Source organism: Desulfatibacillum aliphaticivorans DSM 15576 (assembly GCF_000429905.1).
Taxonomy (GTDB): domain Bacteria; phylum Desulfobacterota; class Desulfobacteria; order Desulfobacterales; family Desulfatibacillaceae; genus Desulfatibacillum; species Desulfatibacillum aliphaticivorans.
Window position 1 is genome coordinate 76320 of the sequence record NZ_AUCT01000003.1, and the last position, 21355, is coordinate 97674.

The window sequence follows — 21355 nt, forward strand, 5'->3', positions numbered from 1 at the left end:
TTGTGCTTCCTTTTATCCATAATAGCACAGAATTCCGGGAGGTATAGCTTAGGGAAGCATTCTCCATAATTTTTTCACATAAAACGGGTTTTGGAACCGGCGCCTCCACAAATTCTGCACAAACAGCCTTGGAAAGCGGACAAAGGATCATCTATGGCGCAATTTGACGAGAACGGGAAAAAGATGGTGGTGAAAATCGTGTACTACGGTCCGGCGCTGAGCGGGAAGACCACCAACCTCATGCGTTTGCACGACGCCGTCAATCCAAGCCGGCGGGGCGATCTGCTGACATTGGAAACCAAAGGGGACCGGACCCTTTTTTTTGACCTGCTTCCCCTGGCGGCGAGATCCAAGAGCAATTTCTTGGCCAAGATCAAATTGTACACCGTACCCGGCCAGGTGGCCCACGACGCCACCCGAAAGGCGGTTTTGTCCCGGGCGGACGGCGTGGTGTTCGTAGCGGACTCCCAACTGACCCAATCCATGAGCAACTTCGAGAGCTTCGACAATCTGGAGAACAACGCCCAAAGGGTGGGCCTGGACCTGGACCCCCTGCCTTTGGTGATTCAATACAATAAAAGAGATTTGCAGGACATCGAACCGGAGGACGAAGTGTCGGCCCGGTGGAGCCCCACGGGCTTGCCTCTGGTCTTTGCCACGGCCCTGAAAGGCCGGGGCGTTGTAGAAACTTTTCAACGGATACTGAGTGCGACGTACCAATCCCTGGACCGGATGCACGGGCTGGAGGAAAATTTCGACATGGTGGAAGACGACTTTTTGAGCCTGATAGGGGGCGGAAGATAAAATAAATGCAGCAAGAGGACGGGCGTCAAAAAGGAGATGCAATGCATTCTCAAAAATACATTTTGGAAGACGACGGCGGCCTGGAGGATTTTGACCGGGAATACGACATTACCCAGTTGCTTCCTCCACCTTTAATGGAAAAAGGGACTTACCATCTGAAGGGGTTGGGATTGGACAAGTCCTTTGTTCTTCATCCCGACGGAAAGGAATATTATTCCTTCCATGTTTTGAAAAATGAGGACTTGGCCGTCCTTCAAGAAGCCGTCAAGAACTGCCCCGACAAAGGCATGCGGCTTGACATGTCGGAGGCGCCTGTCCGGTTGTATCCATTGATGCACGAAGCGGAAACGGTGGGCTTTTTGGGGCTCGGGCCGTCCAATCCCGAAACCCGCCCAGTGGAAATCCTGATATTCTCCATTTTAAAGGAATTCATGACCATGAACCAGCAGGTCCTCATGACTATGGGCCTGCACGGCAAGGTGGTGGAAGACACTTATAAGGCCCTGGAGCGGCGCAACGCCATGCTGGAGGAGTCGGAGCAAAAATACAGGCGCCTGGCGGAGACCCTGGAAAAGGAAGTGGAAAGAAAGGCGGAGAAAATCCGAAAAACCCAGGAAATGCTCCTGCTGCAGGAAAAAATGGCCTCCATCGGGCAGCTTGCCGCCGGGGTGGCCCATGAAATCAATAATCCGACAGGGTTTATATCCAGCAACCTAAACTCGTTAAAAGAATACGGCGCGGATTTTAAATTGCTTTTCGGCAAATATCGGGACCTTGTAAAAGCAATCCACGACAGCCACACAGGAGGCCGCATCCCGGCGCGGGTGCAGGAGAAATTGGACGAAGTGCGGAAAACGGAACAGGACATAGACGTGGATTTTCTGCTGGACGACATTCTGACCCTGGTGGACGAGTCCATGGACGGCGCGGACAGAATTAAAAAGATCGTGCAGGACCTGAAGGATTTCGCCCATCCGGAAAAGCATGCAATCCAATATTCTGATCTCAATCGGATCATGGATTCCACCTTGAATATTGTTCGCAACGAGCTCAAATACAAAACCCGGGTGGAGCGGCAATACGGGAATCTGGACGAAGTTCCCTGCTATCCCCAGCAAATCGGCCAGGTGTTTATGAATCTCCTGGTCAACGCGGCGCAGGCCATGGAAAGCAGCGGGGAAATCCATATTAAAACCTATATGGAGGAGGACTTCGCCGTGGTTGAGGTCCGTGACACGGGCGCGGGCATCGCCAAGGAAAATCTCTCCCGCATCTTCGACCCCTTTTTCACCACCAAGGAGGTGGGCCAGGGCACGGGGCTTGGTTTGAATGTGGCTTACAAAATAGTCGACAGGCACCATGGGAGCATTAAGGCGGACAGCCAGCTTGGACAAGGAACTTGTTTCACCATCAAGATCCCGAAGGAGAACCCTGACATGGAATGCGAAGCCGGAGAAGAGGAATGCCAAAATTAGCCTCGCTGTTTATGGGCGGAAAAGCGCAGGAAGCAAAGGAAGTCACCTCCCTGAAAAAGGAAAGCAGCCGGTACGCCATCCTGTTTGTTGATGACGAGCCTCATGTTTTAAAGGCCATGAGGAGGATATTCCGGAAGGAGAACTACCGTTTATTGACCGCCGAGTCCGCGGAGGAGGCCCTTGAAACGCTTAGGGCGGCCAGGGTGCACGTGATCGTCTCGGACCATCGCATGCCGGGCATGCAGGGCGCTGACCTGCTGCGCAAGGTCAAGGAGCTTTATCCCCAAACCATCCGGATCATGCTCACCGGGCATGCGGACGTAAACGCCATTATGGGGGCTATCAACGAAGGCGCGGTCTACAAGTTCATCACCAAACCCTGGAACGACGACGATCTGCGCATCACCGTGGGCCTGGCCCTGGAGCAGTACGACCTGATTAAGGAAAACGTCTATTTAAAAAATCGCCAGAAAGAACAGACCAAGAAAATCAAGACCCTCACCAAATGCTTTAGCGCCAACCGCAGCCAAATCGGACGGATGCTGGTGAAGCGCAACCTGTTGACCAAGGAGGACTTGGAAAAGGCCCAGCAGGTCCAGGCCAGGAGCGACAAAATCCTGCCTGCCATATTGACGGAAATGAAGCTGGCGGACGAAAAAACCATCATGGAGGTCATGGAGGAGGAGCTTAAGATCAACCGGGTGAATCCCGCCGAATTCACGGCTTCGGCGCCGCTGGCCTCGCTCATTCCCTCGGAAATTTGCGAAAAGCATTTACTCGTCCCCCTAAAGAGAATGGACGGCCAGCTTGTGACGGCCATGGCCGACCCCACGGATTTGGTGAAGATCGACGAACTCCGTTTTTTAACAGGCATGCCGATCAAGCCCGCTCTGGCGACGCACGAGGATATCAGGAAAAAAGTGCAGGAGTTGTATGGGGGCGAATCGGCCCTCAACTCCGTGATATCGGAAATCGAATTGATGGATCCCACGGAAACCATTGAAATCATCCTGGAGGAGGATGAAGTGGTGGACGTGGACGAGCTATTGAAAAGCAAGGATCAGCCCCCGGCCATCCGCATCGTCAACTCCATTATTTCGGACGCCCTGCGCCACGGCGCTTCGGACGTGCACATCGAGCCCAAGACCAAATATTTGATGGTAAGATACCGGATCGATGATCTGCTGCAGGAAAAAATCCGCATTCCCATGGCCATGCATCCGCCCATTGTGTCCCGGATCAAGGTCATGAGCGAATTGGACATCACCGAACGCCGCAAGCCCCAGGACGGCCGGGTGACGGTCAAAGCCTCCACCAAGACCGTGGACATGCGGATTTCCAGTCTGCCCACGGTGAACGGGGAAAAAATCGTCCTGCGCATATTGGATAAAAACGCCGCAAGCCAGGAATTGGAGGATTTGGGGCTCACCTCCATGGACATGGAGAAAATCCTGCGCTTCATCCGCCAGCCCCAAGGCATGGTCCTGGCCACCGGCCCCACGGGCAGCGGCAAAACCAGCACCTTGTACGCCATGCTTAGGAGGGGGGCGTCCATAACCAAGAACTTCACCACCATCGAAGATCCCGTGGAATATCACATGGGCATGGCCGAACAGGTGAACGTGCGGGAGAAAATCGGCCTGGACTTTCCCACCATCCTCCGGTCCATCCTGCGCCAGGATCCCAACGTGATCATGCTGGGTGAAATCCGGGACTTCCAGACCGCCGAGGTGGCCTTTCACGCCGCCCTGACCGGGCATCTGGTTTTAAGCACGCTGCACACAAACGGCAGCATCGCCTCCATTATCCGGCTTCGGGACATGGGCATTAAATCCTATGTTATGAGCGAGGCCCTGACCGGAATCATCGCCCAACGCCTTTTACGGAGGATTTGCCCCCATTGCATGGAAGACTCCCAAGTGGATGCGGAGGTGCTGAAAGCCCTGAGGTTGGATCCCGACCGCCTGGACTTCACCCCCAAAAAAGGCCGGGGCTGCCCCCAATGCAATGGCGGCGGATACAAAGGCCGCATAGGCGTGTATGAAGTGCTGGAGTTCGACTCCGAATTCCGACGCATGGTCCACAGCGGCGCCTCGGACGCCGAACTCATGAGAGCCGCCAGCCAGGCCAACATGAAAACCATCCTGGAAGACTCCATGGACAAAGTGCGCGCCGGAATCTCCACCTGCGAAGAGGTTCTGCGGGTTTTGGGGCCTCAAAACACCCTGGAAATCCTTTGCCCGGCCTGCAATCACACCATGGCCCAGCGATTCAATTACTGCCCTCACTGCGCCGCAGCCCTGGTGTTGCGCTGCCGCTCGTGCCATTCCTTTTTGGAGGAAAGTTGGAAAATCTGCCCCCATTGCGGCGCCCAAAGCCCCCTTGTGGATAAGGAAGGATAGCTTTTTGGGGAAGAAATCAATAGCGAGAAAAATCATTGTGGCTGCGGGCGTCCTCATCCGTTACGGTTTTTGGCCGCCTTCCGGAAACAAGGAATAGAATTGATTTCAAATAGTTCGATATGCATTCCCACGCAAAGCATGGGAACGAGCAGACGGCCCAGATAAGGTTGCAAACACACCGTCGCGGCGCTCCTGCGTGAACGTCGATATTTTTTGGGCGGTCCAGGCATTGTAGTCTGATGCCTGGGTTGCTTTAGCAACACAAGGTGCGGCCGGGTTGGGTTATTGAAATCGGGGTGGGTCGGCGGGCGGATGGCGTTGACTGAACTTTAATTTTATTGGTTTTTGGATAGGATATCCATCACCTGGAGCCGGTTGGTTCCTTCCAACAACAAGCTCGCACCTTCTGCTTGCGCGCCCAGGCAAGATACTGCGTTGCTTGTGGCAGGCCTCCCGCGACGATATGCGGTCAATCCGCCGCCTCTGTTCGCTATCCCCGCGAAGGGGTTTTGGCGGGATGATGGCGGCGATTTGTACAAATTGTAAAGCAATCCTACACCATTCCCCATAACCCCATCTACCCAAATAAGCAATATATTCATAAATATAGAATGTTACACAAAATACCTCCTCTGGCGCCCATATTGCCGTTATGCCTACTGGGAGACAACCACAAAAATCAGCCTGTTGGACAAAGGAGACTTTTATGGATTGCAATATAGTTATTGTTGGGGGAGGTCCGGCCGGAGTCATAACAGCCCTGACGGCGAAAAGCGTATACCCGGAAAAAAGTGTGTACATTATCAAGGAAATCGCAGACGGCGTAATCCCCTGCTCCATTCCATATATGATCTACACTCTGGCGGACCCGGCCCAAAGCATCCTGGGAAACAAGCCTTTGGAAGACGCAGGCGTGAAAATTATCGTGGATAAGGCGGAATCCCTGGACACGGCGGCCAGCGTGCTCACCCTGGCTTCAGGCCGAACCATCGACTACGAGCGGTTGGTGATCGCCACAGGCAGTTCTCCCGTGGTCCCGCCTATTCCGGGCGTAGAACTGCCCGGGGTGTTCAGCATTACCAAAAGCCTTTCGGCCATAAGCCTGTTGCGGGAAAAAGCCAGGGCAGCCAAACGGGTGGTTATTCTGGGAGGCGGGTTTATCGGCGCGGAGTTCGCTGACGAATTGACGCGCAACCCGGACGCGGAAGTGCACATTGTGGAAATATTGCCCAGACTCTTGTCCCAGGACTTTGACGACGAGTTCTGCGACGCCGCAACGGCGGAGCTTGCCGGAACGGGCGTGCAAGTTCATACAGGCAGACGGGCCATATCAATAGGCGGCGAGGACAAGGTGAAAAGGGTGGAACTGGACGACGGAACGTCCCTTCAAGCAGACATCGTGATTATCGGCGTGGGCGGCAGGCCCAATGCCGAACTTGCTGCGAAGGCCGGGCTGACCGTCACCGAAAAAGGCTCCATTTGGGTGGATTCTTATATGCGCACCACGGTGAAATCCGTATTCGCGGTGGGCGACTGCGCCTTAAAGCGGGATTTTTTCACCAGAGAGGAAGCCCCCGTCTGGCTGGCCTCCACAGCAACATCTGAAGCCAGAATAGCAGGAACCAACCTGTACGGCATTCGGGTGCTCAGACAGATCCAAGGAACCGTGTCCGCCTTTTCCACCAAAATAGGAGGCCTTTGCCTGGCCAGCGCAGGCATGACGCGCAGGATGTGCGAGGAGGAAGGATTCCGCATTGTCACCGGCGAGGCCATGGCGCCGGACCGGCATCCTGGATTTTTACCCGGCGCCTCGCCCATGAGGGTTAAGCTGATTTTCGCCAACCGAAGCGGAGCCTTGCTGGGAGGACAGATTTCCGGCGGGCCTTCGGTTGGGGAGTTGATCAACGCCATATCCATCGGCATTCAAATGCAGTTGAACGTGCGGCAGTTGGATATGATGCAGATCGCCACCCATCCCCTATTGACCTCGGCGCCCACGGTGCATCCGCTGATTAATGCGGCCCATAACGCCCTGGCCAAATTGAGGCTGCAGAAGTAGAAAAAAATCGGGCGAACGGAGTTGATCCGTTCGCCCGACATAATTTTTGGTTGGTTTAGGAATGAGTTAGAGCGCCCAGGCGGCCTTGGCGCCTTCGTCCGTGGCTTCGATAATGCGGCGCACCTGAACGGCGTCGCCCACCACAGTATGCTGGATTCCCAAATTCATGAGGGCTTCCTTCAGATCTTCGCGCGGCTTCATGCCCGCGGCCAGAACCACCTGATCCACGCCTTCCAGAACGTCTTCCTTGTCGTCAAAGCGCAGGGTCACCTTGTCTCCGTCCACGGCGGCCAGGACCGCGCCGAACAGGAACATGACGTTGGCTTCGCGCATGCGTTTATGCAACTGGTATCCGTGGCCGGTGATCTTGAGGACCGGAGATTGCTTGAGCATTTCCAGCAAGGTGACCTTGCAGCCCTTTTGGACCAGGAAGTCGGCGGTTTCCATGCCGATGAGGCCGGCGCCCACGATGATCGCGTTTTTGCCGGCCGGGACTTCCTGATTCAGCACCTGCCATGCGTCGCAAACGCTGGGCTGATCCTGCCCCTGGAAATCGGGCATGATCTTTTTTCCGCCGATGGCCAGGATTACGGCTTGGGGCTTGCCTTCCTTGATCATATCCTCGGTGACCGTCACGCCGGTTTGAATGTCCACGCCCGCTTTTTTCACCTGGGCCGCCAGCCAGTCGATCCATTGTCCGTAGACTTCCTTATGCGGCGCCTGGCGGGCGAACTGAATCTGGCCGCCAAGATGGTTGGATTGCTCAAACAGACTGACCTTGTGGCCGAGTTTGGCGGCCTCGTAAGCCGCCGTAAGCCCGGCGGGGCCGGCGCCCACCACCCAGACATTCTTGGGATTTTCCGCGGGGCCTTTGGGAACCAGGGTTTCCTGGCCGGTTTCCGGGTTGATGGCGCAACGGACGCTGGAGCCCATTTCCAGGATCAGACGCTCAATGCAGCCCTGGTTGCAGGCCAGGCAGGTGCGGATGTCTTCATAGCGGCCTTCCTGAGCCTTTATCAGGAAATCCGGGTCGGCCAGGACCTGGCGGCCGAAGGCGATCATGTCCGCGTCGCCATTGGCGATGGCTTTGTCCGCCTCCCGGGGATCGGTGTAACGGCCCACGCCGATGACCGGAATATCCACGGCCTCTTTGATTTTCTTGGCGCGCCAGATGTTCCAGCCGGCTTCGTATTCCACGGGCGCGCTGGTGATGCCGCCGGGGCTGCCGTGGGTTCCCACGGAGGCATGGAGCACGTCGACTCCGGCGCCAATAAGCTCAGGCAGTATGGTAAGGACCTCATCCACGGTGTAGCCGTGCTTGATGTATTCTTCGGCGGAAATCCTGAGCAGGACGGGATAGTCGTCCCCTACCCTTTTCCGCACTTCCTCCACCACTTCAATGACGAACCGGGCGCGGTTCTTGAAATCCCCGCCGTATTCGTCCGTGCGCTGATTGGCGTGGACCGACATAAACTGGGTCAGCAGATATCCATGAGCTCCGTGAATTTCCACGGCGTCGGCGCCCGCGGCCTGGGCGCGCACCGCGGCGTCGCCAAAGGCGCTGATGATCATTTTAATGTCGTCCTTGGTCATTTCCTTGGGGGGCTGGCCGTAGACGAAGCTGGGAATGGCGGAGGGCCCCAGAGCCTTGCCCTTTTGCAACTGGAAAGGCGCTTCGCGTCCGGCGTGATGCAACTGCAGGGCGGCCTTGCTGCCAGCCGAATGAATCGCGTCAACCATTTGAGTCAATCCGGGGATGTATTTGTCGTCAAAAATGCCCAGGCCCACGCAACCGGACGGATGAACCCCCACGATCTCCGTAATCACCAGGCCCACGCCCGTTTCCGCGCGGCGTTTGATATAGGCCAGGTTCTTTTCGGTGACGGTTCCGTTGGGGTTTCCCAAATTGGTGCCCATGGGAGGGATGACGCACCGATTTTTCAATTCCAGGTTGCGGATTTTTATAGGGGACATCAAATGGTCTAACATGGAGCCTTCTCCTTTTTATCGGTGTGGGTACGGATCTAATCCAAGAAACAGGCCTTGGGAATAAATGCGGTTGAATGCATTTACGCGGCCGATCTTTTTTTCGAGCGAGTGCTCGATTTTTTATATTACGGACGGGGGGAACTTTTGTCAACGACAATCAGGGCATGGATTTGCCCGGTCATGAATTTTTTTTGGGATTATTCCGTAAAAGCCGCAATCGCTCGCCAGGGAAGACAGGGAAATCAGGTCATGCCCCCGAATCCCTCCTCTGTGCGGACGCCGCTCTCTTACATCACCGTGGAGGGAGTCGGCGGGAAGGCAATTACCCTGGTTTGGCGGCGTCTAAAACCCGGCGCACGATTTGCGCCAGTTCGGACCTGACGACGGGCTTCATCAAAAAGGCTTTGATGCCTTTGGCGCCGGCGGCAGCTTCGTTCAGCCTTTCGCTGAAACCGGTGGAGATGATGATGGGAATGTCCGGCCTGACGGCGATGACCTCCTCGGCCAGTTGATCGCCCGTCATATTGGGCATGGTCATGTCGCTGATTATGAGGTCAAAACCATAAGGCATGGTCTGAAAGGCTTCCAGGGCCTCCAAGCTGCTGGTTCGAGCGGTCACCTGGTATCCCAGACGCTGGAGCATTTGGGTTTCCAAATTGACGATGGGGGCCTCGTCATCGATAAGCAGGATCCGCTCGTTTCCTGTGGGATGCACTTCGTTGGGCGCCTGCGGCTCCGTAATCTCCATTTTTTCCATCAGGGGCAAATAAACATTGAAGGCGGTTCCCTGGCCGGACTCGCTGTACACCCGGATGTCCCCCTTATGCGCCTTGATGAGGCCGTAGGCGACGGCCAGGCCCAAGCCGGTCCCTTTTCCCTGCTCCTTGGTGGTGAAGTAGGGTTCAAAAATCCTGTTGATCAAATCCGAAGGCATTCCCGGGCCGTTGTCCGAAATGGACATGAGGGCGTAGCGGCCAGGGCCTATGGCGGTGTATTCCACGTCCTCTTCGTCTATCAGAATTTCCTTGAGGCGGACGATGATTTTGCCGCCTGTCTGCTCCACGGCGTGAAAGGCGTTGGTGACGATGTTCATAGCCACCTGATGAATCTGAGTGGGATCGGCCAGGATCATGCCGCAATCCGCCTGGATATGCTCCTCCATTTCAATAAACGTGGGGATGGTGGCCCGGGTGAGCTTAAGGACTTCCTTAAGGACCTGCTGGATGCGGACGGGGGACATTTTGTGCTCGGTCTGGCGGCTGAAAGCCAGAATTTGCTTCACCAGCTCTCCGCCCCGTTTTCCGGACTCAAAGATGACCTGGGCGTTTTCAAATTCCGGGCTGCCTTCGGGAAGGTCCTCCATGAGAATTTCGGCCATGCCCACAATGGGGAACAGGAGGTTGTTGAAGTCATGGGCGATGCCGCCGGCCAGATGCCCGATGGACTCCATCTTCTGAGCCTGCCGCAAACGTTCCTCCACCATTTTCCGTTCGCTGATGTCCTGAAAGGTTCCCTTTAGCTTGACGCATTTTCCATCCCGTAAGACCGGCCGGCCCATGGCCCGCGCCCAAAAGCGTTTGCCGGAGGCGTTGACGCATTGGAGCTCCAGGTCAAAGGGAAGGCCGTTTTCAATCGCTTCATTATAGGCCTTCTCCAGTTTTTCCCTGTCTCCGGGAAGATAATATTCCAAATGTTCATCCGGCCCGGGCGGGGTTTGCTTTTCGTCCAATTCAATGATCTTATGTACTTCTTTGGTCCAGGTCGCCTTTCCGGTAGTCAGATCGTGCTCCCACCCGCCGATTTTGGCAATGCTTCCCATTTCGTTGAGCAGTTGCTCCCGGTTTTTTATGGCTTCCTGGGCCTGCTTCAATTCCGTAATATCGTTCAAAACGCCGATGACGCCGGCCATATAGCCCTGCTTGTCCAAAAAGGCGGCCTTATGGATGCTTACATCGCGAAGCTCCCCCCGGGCGTTTTTTAGTTGTTGCTGATACTGCTGGACGCCGCCGCTCTCAAAAAGCTCCACGTCTTTCGCTTCATAGGTCTCGGCGCTGTCTCCAGGAAAAATTTCATGCACCGATTTACCCACGACATAGTCCCTGGAAAATCCGAAAAACTGCTCCAGAGAGCGGTTGCAGCCCAGATACAGCCCATCCCGGCCTTTGTAAAAAATAGGCGCCGGAATGGCGTCCAGCAAGGTTTTTAAAAAGGCTTCATTAGCGCGAAGAGCCTCTTCTGTGCTTATGCGTTCACCGATTTCCCGGTTCAGGGATTTATTTTGCTCCTCCAGGCGCCTTGCGATGGGGTAGCTGATTTTTCGAAAAAATGCAGCGCCCACAACGACAAGGCCGAGCATGGCGCCAAGGATGATCGCCATGGCCCGAATATAAGGCGCCCGGATTTCCGCCATATCAATTTTGGCGACAATGCCCATATTCAGGAATGAAACCGGCTCGTGGGCGGCAAGGACGGTTTCCCCCCTGTAATCCCTGGCGATGACGGACCCGGACTTGCCGCTCAAAGCCAGTTGCATGGGAACCGCCAACTCGGATTTCATACTTACGGGTTTGGGGTTGGTCATATCGAAATGGCGGTGGCTGAGCAAAAAATGGATAACGCCGTCCTGCTTTCTCGCCAAGGTGAACTCGCCGGTTTCTCCGAAGCCTTTGTAACTGCCGTGGGCGTCCCGTATCTGACTAAGCGTGGCCTCCAGGGAGCCTTTTGGGTAGTTCCTGCTGTATTGGGCGTCAAACCGGCCCACCGCTTCAATAAGCCGCGCCTGGCTTTGGGCGGTTTCTACAAGCCGGTTCCGCTCCACTTCGATGGACGTATGGTACAGGATCCAAATGGATACGCCGGTGGCCAGCAGACACACAGACGCCATAATGAGAACTAAAATCAGGAATCTGTTTTGATCTTTCAAAACAAGTCTCCTAAATGCTCCATCTCCTAAACATGCATGAATAACCCAGATCCTCAAATCCTGCTTATGAGCTTTTGCAAACGTAAAAAATGATATGGAGCAAAATCCGTTCCAAAACCGCATTGATCCTGCTTGTGCAAGTCATAGAGACGAGGGAGCTGGGCGCCGCCGCTATTGGCCCCGGCAAAAACCCTGGGAATTTTGCCAAGTCTTTGACGCGGCGCCAAATCAATGGCTTCAAAACCTGTTAAACAAGCAGGGAGGCACTGGGGGTTACCAAATAAGCAGTTGATATCGATTAATTTATCAGGGGATATCAAAAACGGCACACTTTGTGCTTTATGGTTGTTCCATTGCGGCCGTGGAGCCTTGTCCGAATGTTACCGAGATAGCAAATCGTTTTTCCAGGAGGCCAAAAAATGTCTGAAGACCACCGGAAGATGCGCGTTCTTCTGGCTGAAGATTCTCCCCTGACGCGGCAAATTGAAGTCAGCGCCCTGAAAACCATAGGTTATGAACATATTCTGGAGGCGGAAGACGGAGATGCAGCCGTCGCGCTGTTGGAGCAGGGGGAAGAGGTTGATTTAATCATAAGCGATTGGAACATGCCCAATCGGGGAGGCTTGGAGCTTCTCCAATGGGTGCGAAAAAACGATCGTTGGTCCGGCTTGCCATTTATCATGGCGACTGGGCAGGGAGACAAGGCGCAGGAGCAGGCGGCGCGCGATGCAGGCGCCACCGGATTCATTCCCAAGCCTTTTCAAGCCAGGGAGTTGGAAGAAAGAATTCTTGAGGCTATCGGGGCCAGGATACAACCGGAAAAAACCGGCAAACGGGTCCCGGAGTATACGGCTTCGGGAAAGCTGAAGCTGAAAATCGCCCACATCCAGATTACGGACCATCTTGTATTGGGCGTCGCCAGGCATTTGATAGAATCCGGCGTGTTCCAGCCCAGACGCTTTGAGCTGGAAACCCAGTGCATGGGCGGCTGGAACCCGGTGCGCCAGGCCCTGGAGGAAGGAACCGTGGACGGCGCCTGCGTATTGGCGCCCATCGCCATGGATCTTTTCGCGTTTGACGTTCCCATTCGCCTGACCTTGTTCGCTCACAGGAACGGGTCGGTCATGGTGCGCAGCAAGCACGGAAGCTATAAAGAGCCGTGGAAGGATTTTTTCAAGGGCCGCTCCTTTTTGATCCCCCACAAGATGTCCATCCACCACATGCTCACCCATCAGTTTTTTTCGGGCATGGGGCTGTCCGCCGGGATGATCACCGCCGGCCGTCATTACGACGTCAACCTGGAAGTCGTGGCGCCGGTGGACATGCCGGGGTATTTAAAAGGCAACGACGGGACTTGCGGATTCATGGTTGCGGAGCCCTTGGCCACCAAGACCATCGCCTCGGGCCTTACGGATCTGCAATTCCTTTCTTCGGAAATGTGGAACAATCATCCCTGCTGCGTCCTGGCCATGCGCCGGGAGCTTGTGGACGCCCACGAGGAAGCCTTGCTGGAATTCCATGAATTGCTGGTTGCGGCGGGCAGGTTCATCAAAAACAGGCCGGAGAACTCGGCCAGGATCGCCGTGGATTTTCTGGACCCGGAAAAAACCGTGGGGTTGAAGGTTCCGGTACTGAAGAACGTACTCACCGATCCCATGGGAATTCGGACGGACGACCTGTACCCCTCCAAGGAGGAATTGGATGTCATCCAGCATTATATGGTCCATGACATGGGCATCGGCAAACTCATTGACCTGGACGAATTCGTGGATTGCCGGTTTGCGGAGGCGGCCTGCGGGGATCGCCAATCCAAAGCCTTGACCAGCCCCGAATTTTCCAGCGCCCTTGTGGAGCCCCGCGGCGCCAAGGAGCATGACTCGAGCAGGACCATGCTGGCCCGGGAGGGAAAGTACCTCACTTTTGCGCTTCAGGGCCAGGAGTTCGGCCTGGATATATTGAAAATACGGGAAATCATCGGCATGCGCCCCATACGGGCCATTCCCCAGGCGCCCAGCTACATCAAGGGCGTCATCAATCTTCGGGACCAGGTAATTCCCATCATGGACCTTCGCCTCCGCTTTGGCATGGAGGCCCAGGATTATACGGAGCGCACATGCATCGTGGTCCTGGAGATGGAAAGCTCGGAAAAAACGGTTTTTATGGGCGTGATTGTGGACTCGGTGTCGGAGGTCAAGGACGTGCTGGCCTCCCAGATTGAGGACACCTCGTCCTTTGGAGCGACCATTCAGCCGGATTACATTTTGGGCATGGCCAAACTGGATAACGGCGTAAAGCTTTTATTGGATATGGAACACGTGCTGGACGTTATAATATAGACGGCTCCTGCGGGGCCAGTCCTGAAAAACCCAAAGGCAACGGGGGTCTTATGGACGTAAAAGTAATCAACCCATTCATTACCGCCACCCTGAATGTGCTGGACACCATGGCCATGACCAAGGCCAAGGCGGAGAACCTGTACATCAAGCAGGACGAGGTGGCGACCGGGGACGTGACTGCCGTGATCGGGCTGTCGGGAGACACCCGGGGCACGGTATCGGTCAGTTTTTCGGAGGAATGCGCTCTGGCCATCGTCTCTAAAATGTTGGGGGAGCAAATAAGCAGTCTGAACGAAGACATTAAGGACGCGGTTGGGGAAATCGGCAACATGATTTCCGGCCAGGCGCGTGTGAAGCTGGAAGAGCTGGGCAGAGTGCTTTATGCAGCCGTACCAACGGTGGTGACGGGCAAGAATCACTCCATCAACCACATCACCACCTATCCCATCGTGGCGATTCCCTTTGTCACGGACGACGGCAGCTTTACCATAGAGGTTTGTTTCGAGGAGTAAATTAACCTGGCCCGGATCAGGCCAGGTTAACAATAATTGTACGCTACGGATTTCATCCAAGGAGGATACACATGGCTGACAAGACTGTTATCAGGGTGGGTCATCTGCCCATCACCGATCATCTGATCCTGGGGTTGACCAAGTACAAACTGGAAAAGGGAGGCGAAACCTTCAATAACGCCTCTTTGGAGACCGTAAGCATCGGCGGCTGGAACCAGGTGGCCGACGCCCTGGCCGCCGGCGAGATCAACGCGGCCTTCATCCTGGCGCCCACGGCCATGGACCTGTTCAAATCCGGCGTAAAGATCAAGCTGGTCATGTTCACGCACAGAACCGGCAGCGTGCTCATCACCAACAAACGGGCCAACATCCAAACCCTGGAGGATTTTGCGGGCAAGGTCATCATCATCCCGTATCAGCTTTCCGTGCACCACATGCTCCTGCACAAGCTCATGTCCGAAAAAGGCATGATTCCCGGCAAGGACGTGATGCTGGAAGTCATGGCGCCAGGCCAGATGCCCATGGCCATCCAGTACGATGAAGAAGGCGAGGTGGGCGGCTTTATTGTGGCCGAGCCCTTTGGGTCCCAGGCGATCCTGGAAGGCTACGGCGAAGAGTTCGCCCTGTCCAAGGACATCTGGCCCAATCATCCCTGCTGCGTCCTGGTCATGAACGAAGAACTTACCGAAGGGCATCCTGATGCGGTGTTGGAGTTGATCAAGAGCCTGGAGCTTTCCGGCCGCTACGCCGCCCAGAAGCCCGAGGGCGCCGCCGCGGTGGGGGCCTGGTTCTTCAACCAGAAAAAAGAGATTATGGAACGGGTCCTGGCCGGCGAAATCCAGCGCATCAAGACGGATGAACTCATGCCCGTAATCGACGACCTTGCGGTTATCCAGGAGTATATGTCGGGACAAATGGGCGTGCTTTCCGATAAAATCGACCTGGAAAAATTTGTGGACGCCAGGTTCGCCCAGGAAGTGGGCTGCAAATAAACGCCTAAACAGGCTTGCCATTCCATGTAAAGCATCCGCATGAAACGCGCCGAGGCGCTTCCGGGCCCCCGCAGCTTGCCGCAGAGCAATCACGCTCTCAAGCCGGGGGCCCGGAATATCCCTCCTTATCTCAGCCCCCAAAAGCCTTCTCTTACCTCAAGAAAGACAGGTTCTGGACAATGTGGCGGAACCCGTGTATTCTTTTCCCCTGAAAATCTCATCATGATGGCGTAAATCTACTCATCATACCTGAAACCATTAAGGAGGGGGACATGGGGCACTTGGTCGGCAAAGACATCTATAAAAAACTCGTACAGAAAATCGACGCGCAAGCTGTGCGGGTTCCTCTTAACGAACGCATTTACAACATTGTCAAGGCTTTGTATTCGGCGGAGGAAGCCGAAATTTACGTAAAAATGCCCTATGGGCTGTCCACGGTGGATCGGATTCAAAAAATTACCGGCATGAATCCCGCTCGCTTGAAGAATCTCCTGGAAGGACTCAGCGACAAGGGCCTGGTCATCGATCTGTTCATTGACGGAGAGTACAATTACATGCCCTCCCCCATCGCCGTGGGCATCTTTGAATTCACCATGATGCGCACCCAGGGCGACCTGGACATGAAAACCTGGGGAAAGCTGTTCCATCATTATTTTGAGGACGGGTCCCTGTATAAGGCGAATTTTTCCAAGGGCGAGCAGATCGGTCCGTTGCGGACGGTTCCCCATGAGGAATCCCTGGCCGACCACGTGGAAATTCTGGATTACGAACGAGCCTTGCATATTGTGGAAAGCGCGGACAAGGTGGCTGTAGGATTGTGTTCGTGCCGGCACGAAAAGCATCATGCCGGCGCCAAGGAGTGCGACGTTCCCCTGGACACCTGCCTGTCGTTCGGCATGGGCGCGGAATACCTCACCAGGCATAACATGGCCGGGGAGGTGAGCAAATCGGCCCTGAAGGAAAACATGGCCAGGTCCCGGGAATACGGCCTGGTGTTTCAGGCGGACAACGTTCAACAGGGCATCGCCTCCATTTGCCAATGCTGCGGATGCTGTTGCAATCTTCTCCTGGGCATGAACAAATACGGGTACGAAAACGCCGTCGTCACCAGCAATTTCATTGCGGACATCGAGGACGAAAAATGCACGGGCTGCGGCAAATGCGCCAAGGCATGCCCCATTAACGCCATTGAAATGGTTGCAGACGGCGATCCCAATACAAAACGAAAAAAGAAGCCTGAAATCAACCTGGAACTCTGCATCGGCTGCGGCGTCTGCGGCCTGGATTGCAAGCCCTCCGCGTGCCAGTTAATCCCCCGAAAAAAACGGGTCATTACCCCGGAAACCACCTTTGAAAGGGTGATTCTCCAGTCCCTGGAACGGGGAACCCTGCAGAACCAGATTTTCGACAATCCGGAGAATATCGGAAACAAGGCCATGAACGCCATCCTGGGCGCCTTCCTGCGGCTGCCGCCGGTCAAAAGCGCGCTCATGAGCGACGCGCTAAGGTCCCGCTTTTTGGGCGCCATGCGCGCCGGGGTGAGGCTGCAGGGCAAGGATTTTTTGACGGAGATGTAGGCGCTTTGAAGATCAGGGCGTAGAGGTGCAGACGGAATTATCTTCCTCAGTCATGAAATGGAAAGGTTTCAGTAAGCTCTTTTGCATGCCTCAAGTTTGGGTTCCAATCACTGACAAGGGGCCTTTTACGGCCATACCAAATGAATACCTTAGCCAGGAAATGAAAGAATTTGTCATTGAAAAAATTGAAGGGCACAACGCTTTGATCAACGACAATCCCGCTTCCGTAAAAGAGCTTCTGAAGTTGATTTGGAGATCGTAGTCCCCATCTTTTTAATGATTCGAATTCTATTTATGCGGTGTATGTAAACAGCCGGCCGCGGCATGCAGTTTGGAGTTATGATGCACAGAGATCTTGAAAACAGGGAAGCCGGGATATTTAATCGTTGTTTTGGGTCCAGGGCAGGACGAATTGTCGAAATCGGCTGCGGAAACGGACGGCTGACCTGCCATCTTGAAAAGCATGCGGAATCCGTCTTGGGCTTGGACCCGTGCGAGGCGGACCTGGATCAGGCGCGTCAATGCGTAGGGACTGCCGTACAGCTTGCCGTCGGCAGCGGGGAGGATATTCCCTTGGAGGACGGCGCCTGCGACGCAGTGGTTTTTACGCTGTCCCTGCATCATCAGGATTCGGCCCGGGCCCTGAAAGAGGCCGCACGCACGCTGAACGCCAAGGGGCGGATATTGGTCATCGAGCCCAAGGCAAACACCCTGGGCGCCAATCTTTTCGCCGTGATCGACGACGAGTCCCACCGGTATGTCATAGCCGAGGCCGCCATTCAGGACAGCGGACTGAAAGTCGTGGATTACGGGGACGTCTTAATCCACTGGACATTTGAGGATTATAACGAGATGGTCGAGTACATTTTTGGATATTACGGTTTAAACCCGGATCCGGAGCGGGAGTCCGCCATGGCGGCGCTGATGGGCGCCCGGAAAAACGACATCCCCCTGATTGTTGAAGACGAAACCCGGTTCTGGCTCTTGGAGCCTTGATTCCGATTTTCCCAGTTTACTGCGCCAGGGCTTTTTCCACGGCGGCGGCTATCTCCTTTTTCAGGGAAAATTTGATGTCATCGTCCTGATAGTCCCGGGCGCCTGTGGCCACTCCCAGCCCAAAGCCGCTTCCCCCTCCGGTTCCGAAGCCGATTCCACCGCCAATGCTTAGGCCGCTCGTTTTTGGCTCGGTCCGCAGGATCTTCATGTCTATGTCCATTTCCACATCGTTCTTTCCGGATTGAACGTCCACCAGGCGGACATTCACTTTATAGACCGTGTCGGAATCCGCTTCGAGGAGGAAGTTCATGAACCCCTTGTCCTTAACGACGGTTACGGGCGTATAGCCTTTTGAAAGAAGCACCTGCTCGGCGGCGTTTAAGGCCGTCATGCGCCGGGCGGGAGTATCCGGACCCAAAGTTGCTCCTGCCACGGGGATAACGCCGGAGTATCCGCTGGAGGCGCAGCCGGCGGCCAGGGCCAGGCTCAGGCATAGAAGGGCTGACATCAGGATTTTTCGTCCGGTCATGACAAATCTCCATTCCATAAAAAGCAAAGGGCCGCCGCCCCCTTTGTAGAGGCGGCGGCCCGTTATATAGCGAGCTGCTTTGATCAAACTGTTTACCAGTTGTCGTTTCTCTCTTTTTCCAGAGCCATGTTGGGGTCGTCCTCGAACTCGGAAATGCGGCTTTTAATCTCTCCCATCTCGTCGTTCAGGGCCCTCATGCGCTTGACCTCATCCCTGTCCATGGTTCCCCCGCTGCGGAGTTCGTCCGCTTCCTCTTCCAACTGCTTCAACTGGAGGCGGTACTTTTCAATGTACTGATCAATTTTTTTCTTTTCTTTTTGCTCTTTCTGCCACTGAACCACTTCTACGGTGATGACCCCGTTCCGGACCATTTCCTTCATTTCTTCATCATAGGCCGCCTGGGCCGCTTCCCTGGCTTCCTTGGCAATTCTCATGGCTTCCAGTTCCTGAGGCGTGTAAATGGCCTGACGGGAGTGGTCCACCTGAGAACCTACAGGGAGGAGCGTCCCGGCCCCCAGGCCCGCTTTATTATAAGCGGAGACCCAGAAGTCGACAATGACGTTCACAGCCACGTTATAGGCGTCGCCTATGCTTTCTTCGTCGCACTGGCCGTGAAAAGGCTTGGAAAGCTCCAGGGTGCTTAAAATGGTTTCTTCCACGTTGTTGATGGGGTCCGTGCCGTCGTACAGCACCCATTCAGGAAGAAGCGCGTCCAGAGTCCGGCAGGCGCCGGGGCTGACGGTTTCCGACAGAAAAAAGGCCAGGGTCCCAAAACCGATGATAACATTGGGATCGTCGGCCTTTCCTTGTTTCAACCGTTCAATAAGCAGGTTGTACACCCTTTCCGCTGACATGGGATCTATGGGGCCGCTGGCATAGTCGCCGTGTTTCATTCCCTTTAAGACAAGCGCCTTCCTGGCAACCAGATACTCTCTTAAGTTATCAGGGCAAAAGGAAATTGCATCGTCAATCATTACAGTGCTCAGGTCCCTGTTAAAAGCTTCGGAAGCAGCCGGAAGCATCAACAAAAACACCAGTGCCAGGATGGTTCCCATTTGGAATTTGCCGGCCATTACGCCCTCCATTTCCGCCGCAAGGTTCCCCGGTAATAATTGCGGGCCATCATTTTAGTTTCTGATCCTGCTATAAGTATTTCTTGCCTTTTAAGGGACATACCATATTGGAAGCGAAACTAGCAACGATTTTTAAACCATTACATAATCAAGATGCCAGTTTTGTAGGGAATAAAGGCTTTTGGGTTGACATGAAGCTAACAAATCGCCTATGGAATTGTTATTATATTGATCAATTTCGCTTCCCGTTCAGAAAAAAAAGGAGATCGTCATGAAGAAATTCCGGTTAGTGGTGTGTTGTGTGCTCGCGGCGGCGCTTTTAGCGCCCGGGCTTGCTTATTCGGCAGCTTTCAGCATTTTCGACCAAGGCGCAAAGGCTGTCGCCATGGGAAACGCGTTCGTCGCCCAGGCTGACGATCCGACTGCGGTTTATTACAACCCCGCCGGCCTGACTCAGTTGGAAGGCACCCAGATTGCAGCGGGCGTAGCGGCTATCTGGCCCAAGGCCGAATTTCAAGCCTCCAAAAAGGACGCGGCTCTGGGAACTTATTACGGCCAGGTCACCAAGACCAATGACGACGAGTTCTTCATTCCCAATTTCTACCTGACCAATAAATATAATGAAAAAGTGGCCGTAGGCCTTGGGGTTTACTCCAACTTCGGCCTTTCAACGGATTGGCCGGACAACTGGCCGGGACAGTATTGCTCCGGCGCCACCTATACGCGCATCAAATCCTACGCCATCAACCCGGTTATTGCTTATCAGCCCTGGAAATTCGTAAGCATCTCCGCCGGCTTCATCGCCAACTACATGGACGCCCAGATGGAAAACAACATCCTTATGCCCGGAGGCGTATTCGGACCGGACGGCCACATGAAAGTGGAAGGCGACGACTGGGCCAGCGGCTGGAACGCGGGCATCATGTTCTACATCCAGGACGAGTTCAGGCTCGGCGCATCCTACCGCAGCCAACTCTGCCACGACCTGGTGGGCGACATCACCGTTACCGGCAACAACCTGATCAACATGCAGTCCGGCGGAACCCTGGACATCAATCTGCCTTCCGTGCTGCAGGTCGGCGCTTCCTGGAGCAAAGCCCCCTTCACGGTGGAGTTTGACTACCAATGGACGAAGTGGTCCAACTACAACATGCTTCAACTGAACGTGGATTCCACCGGCGCAGTCACGGAAATCGACAAAAACTGGGATGACGCTCACGCTTTCCGCCTGGGCTTCGCTTACAACGTGGTTAAGAACCTGGACCTGAGAGCGGGCCTGGCTTACGAGCCTGAATTTGTTCCCAACGAAACCCTGGACCTGATCGTGCCCAACGGAGACCGCTGGACCTGGTCTTGCGGCTTTGGCGGCCAGTACGGCAAATGGGTTGCGGATTTCGCTTACGCCTATCTGTATGAGGATGAACGCTCCTTTGATAACGAAGCCGGCGACGTATACAACGCAGCCACCGGCGTCAAGGTGGGCAGACTGGTGGGCGAAGTGCAGGAAGTCAGCGCCCACATTCTGTGCCTGACCGTCACGCGCAAGTTCTAACACAGGCTGGAATCAAAAATATCCAGGGGCTGGAGGCGTACTCCAGCCCCTTTTTTTGTATTCTTGCTTTACAATCCAAACAAGCTGTGAAATGCTTTTCGCGGCTTATGCAACATAAGCGTATATGATTAACTTA

14 protein-coding genes are annotated in these 21355 nt (G+C 54.8%); 10 read left to right on the forward strand and 4 right to left on the reverse strand.

Annotated elements, in window-relative coordinates:
* Window positions 1–153 precede the first annotated feature (153 nt).
* From G491_RS0104640 to G491_RS0104660, 4 genes are all read left to right on the forward strand, one after another.
* A complete protein-coding gene (locus tag G491_RS0104640; protein ID WP_028313755.1) occupies window positions 154–804 on the forward strand; it encodes a GTP-binding protein in 651 nt (216 codons plus the stop codon).
* 41 nt (window positions 805–845) lie between these two features.
* Entirely contained in the window at window positions 846–2279 is a 1434-nt protein-coding gene (locus G491_RS29425) for a sensor histidine kinase (RefSeq protein WP_051327034.1), read from the forward strand.
* The gene (locus tag G491_RS0104650; RefSeq protein ID WP_028313756.1) at window positions 2267–4681 is read left to right on the forward strand and encodes an ATPase, T2SS/T4P/T4SS family; all 2415 of its coding nucleotides are present in this window, start codon (window positions 2267–2269) and stop codon (window positions 4679–4681) included. Before G491_RS29425 ends, G491_RS0104650 begins: the two co-directional genes overlap by 13 nt.
* Before the next feature lie 706 nt (window positions 4682–5387).
* The gene (locus G491_RS0104660; protein ID WP_028313758.1) at window positions 5388–6740 is read left to right on the forward strand and encodes an FAD-dependent oxidoreductase; all 1353 of its coding nucleotides are present in this window, start codon (window positions 5388–5390) and stop codon (window positions 6738–6740) included.
* 66 nt (window positions 6741–6806) lie between these two features.
* Here G491_RS0104660 and G491_RS0104665 read toward each other — a convergent pair whose 3' ends face one another.
* Both G491_RS0104665 and G491_RS33360 read right to left on the reverse strand, forming a co-directional pair.
* A complete protein-coding gene (locus tag G491_RS0104665) occupies window positions 6807–8729 on the reverse strand; it encodes an oxidoreductase (protein ID WP_028313759.1) in 1923 nt (640 codons plus the stop codon).
* A gap of 322 nt (window positions 8730–9051) precedes the next feature.
* Entirely contained in the window at window positions 9052–11652 is a 2601-nt protein-coding gene (locus G491_RS33360) for a PAS domain-containing hybrid sensor histidine kinase/response regulator (protein ID WP_051327035.1), read from the reverse strand.
* A 419-nt stretch (window positions 11653–12071) separates the two neighbouring features.
* Here G491_RS33360 and G491_RS36635 point away from each other — a divergent pair, with 419 nt between their 5' ends.
* The 5 genes from G491_RS36635 (at window position 12072) to G491_RS33365 (ending at window position 18065) form a co-directional block, all read left to right on the forward strand.
* Complete coding sequence (locus tag G491_RS36635; RefSeq protein WP_028313760.1) at window positions 12072–13988, forward strand: chemotaxis protein CheW; 1917 nt, start codon at window positions 12072–12074, stop codon at window positions 13986–13988.
* 50 nt (window positions 13989–14038) lie between these two features.
* Window positions 14039–14500 carry a chemotaxis protein CheX gene (locus tag G491_RS0104685; protein WP_012609444.1) on the forward strand — a complete coding sequence of 154 codons (462 nt, stop codon included), beginning with the start codon at window positions 14039–14041 and terminating at the stop codon, window positions 14498–14500.
* Between the two features lie 71 nt (window positions 14501–14571).
* Entirely contained in the window at window positions 14572–15492 is a 921-nt protein-coding gene (locus G491_RS0104690; RefSeq protein ID WP_028313761.1) for an ABC transporter substrate-binding protein, read from the forward strand.
* A 272-nt stretch (window positions 15493–15764) separates the two neighbouring features.
* Window positions 15765–17069: an ATP-binding protein gene (locus G491_RS0104695; protein WP_028313762.1), complete on the forward strand. Its 1305-nt coding sequence runs from the start codon at window positions 15765–15767 to the stop codon at window positions 17067–17069.
* A gap of 324 nt (window positions 17070–17393) precedes the next feature.
* On the forward strand, window positions 17394–18065 hold the full coding sequence (locus G491_RS33365; protein ID WP_084511323.1) for a class I SAM-dependent methyltransferase: 672 nt from the start codon (window positions 17394–17396) through the stop codon (window positions 18063–18065).
* Window positions 18066–18081: 16 nt separating this feature from the next.
* On the opposite strand, the gene G491_RS0104710 is transcribed toward G491_RS33365, so the two are convergent.
* Together G491_RS0104710 and G491_RS0104715 are read right to left on the reverse strand one after the other, a co-directional pair.
* Entirely contained in the window at window positions 18082–18594 is a 513-nt protein-coding gene (locus tag G491_RS0104710; protein WP_157467975.1) for a hypothetical protein, read from the reverse strand.
* 92 nt (window positions 18595–18686) lie between these two features.
* The gene (locus G491_RS0104715; RefSeq protein ID WP_028313765.1) at window positions 18687–19667 is read right to left on the reverse strand and encodes a hypothetical protein; all 981 of its coding nucleotides are present in this window, start codon (window positions 19665–19667) and stop codon (window positions 18687–18689) included.
* Window positions 19668–19938: 271 nt separating this feature from the next.
* Between G491_RS0104715 and G491_RS0104720 the strand changes: the two genes are divergently transcribed.
* Complete coding sequence (locus G491_RS0104720; RefSeq protein WP_012609437.1) at window positions 19939–21219, forward strand: OmpP1/FadL family transporter; 1281 nt, start codon at window positions 19939–19941, stop codon at window positions 21217–21219.
* The last annotated feature ends 136 nt before the right edge of the window (window positions 21220–21355 follow it).

Coding starts and splice junctions, on each gene's coding strand:
- G491_RS0104715 (WP_028313765.1), bottom strand. CDS start 19,667: ATGGCCGGCAAATTCCAAATGGGAACCATCCTGGCACTGGTGTTTTTG.
- G491_RS0104685 (WP_012609444.1), top strand. CDS start 14,039: ATGGACGTAAAAGTAATCAACCCATTCATTACCGCCACCCTGAATGTG.
- G491_RS0104720 (WP_012609437.1), top strand. CDS start 19,939: ATGAAGAAATTCCGGTTAGTGGTGTGTTGTGTGCTCGCGGCGGCGCTT.
- G491_RS0104650 (WP_028313756.1), top strand. CDS start 2,267: ATGCCAAAATTAGCCTCGCTGTTTATGGGCGGAAAAGCGCAGGAAGCA.
- G491_RS36635 (WP_028313760.1), top strand. CDS start 12,072: ATGTCTGAAGACCACCGGAAGATGCGCGTTCTTCTGGCTGAAGATTCT.
- G491_RS0104660 (WP_028313758.1), top strand. CDS start 5,388: ATGGATTGCAATATAGTTATTGTTGGGGGAGGTCCGGCCGGAGTCATA.
- G491_RS0104690 (WP_028313761.1), top strand. CDS start 14,572: ATGGCTGACAAGACTGTTATCAGGGTGGGTCATCTGCCCATCACCGAT.
- G491_RS0104640 (WP_028313755.1), top strand. CDS start 154: ATGGCGCAATTTGACGAGAACGGGAAAAAGATGGTGGTGAAAATCGTG.
- G491_RS0104710 (WP_157467975.1), bottom strand. CDS start 18,594: ATGACCGGACGAAAAATCCTGATGTCAGCCCTTCTATGCCTGAGCCTG.
- G491_RS33365 (WP_084511323.1), top strand. CDS start 17,394: ATGCAGTTTGGAGTTATGATGCACAGAGATCTTGAAAACAGGGAAGCC.
- G491_RS0104695 (WP_028313762.1), top strand. CDS start 15,765: ATGGGGCACTTGGTCGGCAAAGACATCTATAAAAAACTCGTACAGAAA.
- G491_RS29425 (WP_051327034.1), top strand. CDS start 846: ATGCATTCTCAAAAATACATTTTGGAAGACGACGGCGGCCTGGAGGAT.
- G491_RS0104665 (WP_028313759.1), bottom strand. CDS start 8,729: ATGTTAGACCATTTGATGTCCCCTATAAAAATCCGCAACCTGGAATTG.